This is a genomic window from Aquabacterium parvum (assembly GCF_001447195.1).
GTDB lineage: Bacteria > Pseudomonadota > Gammaproteobacteria > Burkholderiales > Burkholderiaceae_C > Aquabacterium > Aquabacterium parvum.
This window is the reverse complement of record NZ_LFRI01000372.1, coordinates 1-886: the sequence shown is the minus strand read 5'-3', so window position 1 is coordinate 886 and position 886 is coordinate 1. Positions and strand designations below refer to the sequence as shown.

Below are 886 nucleotides of genomic sequence, written 5' to 3'. Positions count from 1 at the left end.
ATGAAGCTGCTGTGTTCCTTGGCTTGGCTGGCTGTGTCACCCTTGGCATCAGGCTTCTCGCCTTGCTTGCGAACCTTCTTGCTGACGTAATCCGCCTCGGCGGAATTGTTGGGCTGCTTCTTCAGCCAGCCTTTGACTTCTTCCGCAAAGCGCTTGAAATGCTGGCTGAGCCTGGCCTCCAGCCGGTTGGCTGTGGACATGACACGTTGGCGAACCTCGGTATCAAGCCCCTCGATAAATCGATTGTTCTTGAGTGTGGCCGTCAGGGTTTGGATGTGAGGTTGAATCTTGGAAAAATCCAAGGCATCCAGCACCAGCTTTTCAACGTTGCCCTTGCCAAGGCCACGAAGCATAGACAGCAGATCCTCGGCAGGTGCGCCACCGCGCTTGACGGAGCGTAAGGCCCTCTTGAGCGCATCACCGCCACCTGGCACCACACCGATGAAGGCCGTGATGAGGTTGAAATAGGCATCGTAGTTGTCGGGCTGATCTGAAACATCAATCAGCCCAAGAATGATGTCTCGGGCATCAATGGCCTGACCAATGACAGGCACCATGCCAAGAGCCACGTCCAGCAGCATGGCTGCTGGACCATCGTATTCGCCCTTGGCAAACTGCTTGGCTGCCGACAGCGCCTCATCGAACCACCCACGTTGCGCAAACGGCTTCTGTGTTGCGGCTGTCAGCCGCAACACGTCGCCGCTTGCGGCGACAAGAACGGGGCCGCTCATGCTGAACGCCCTTGCTGATTGAGGAACCCTTCAGGCAGCCACAAAGCCATGTCATCGCCCGCAGTGTCGCCCGTTGCCAGACGGGCGCAGTATTCCAACTGATCGCTGGTGGCTTGCTCAGACCAGAAGCGGGCAAACAAGCTGAAGTGTTCTTG

Annotated in this window: 1 protein-coding gene; it reads right to left on the bottom strand. The window is 57.3% G+C overall.

Translation table 11 applies throughout. The features are described 5' to 3' along the window. A partial coding sequence (locus tag ABG80_RS14005) for a hypothetical protein (protein WP_200964320.1) occupies positions 1-731 on the bottom strand: 731 nt, incomplete at its 3' end. Positions 732-886 lie beyond the last annotated feature (155 nt).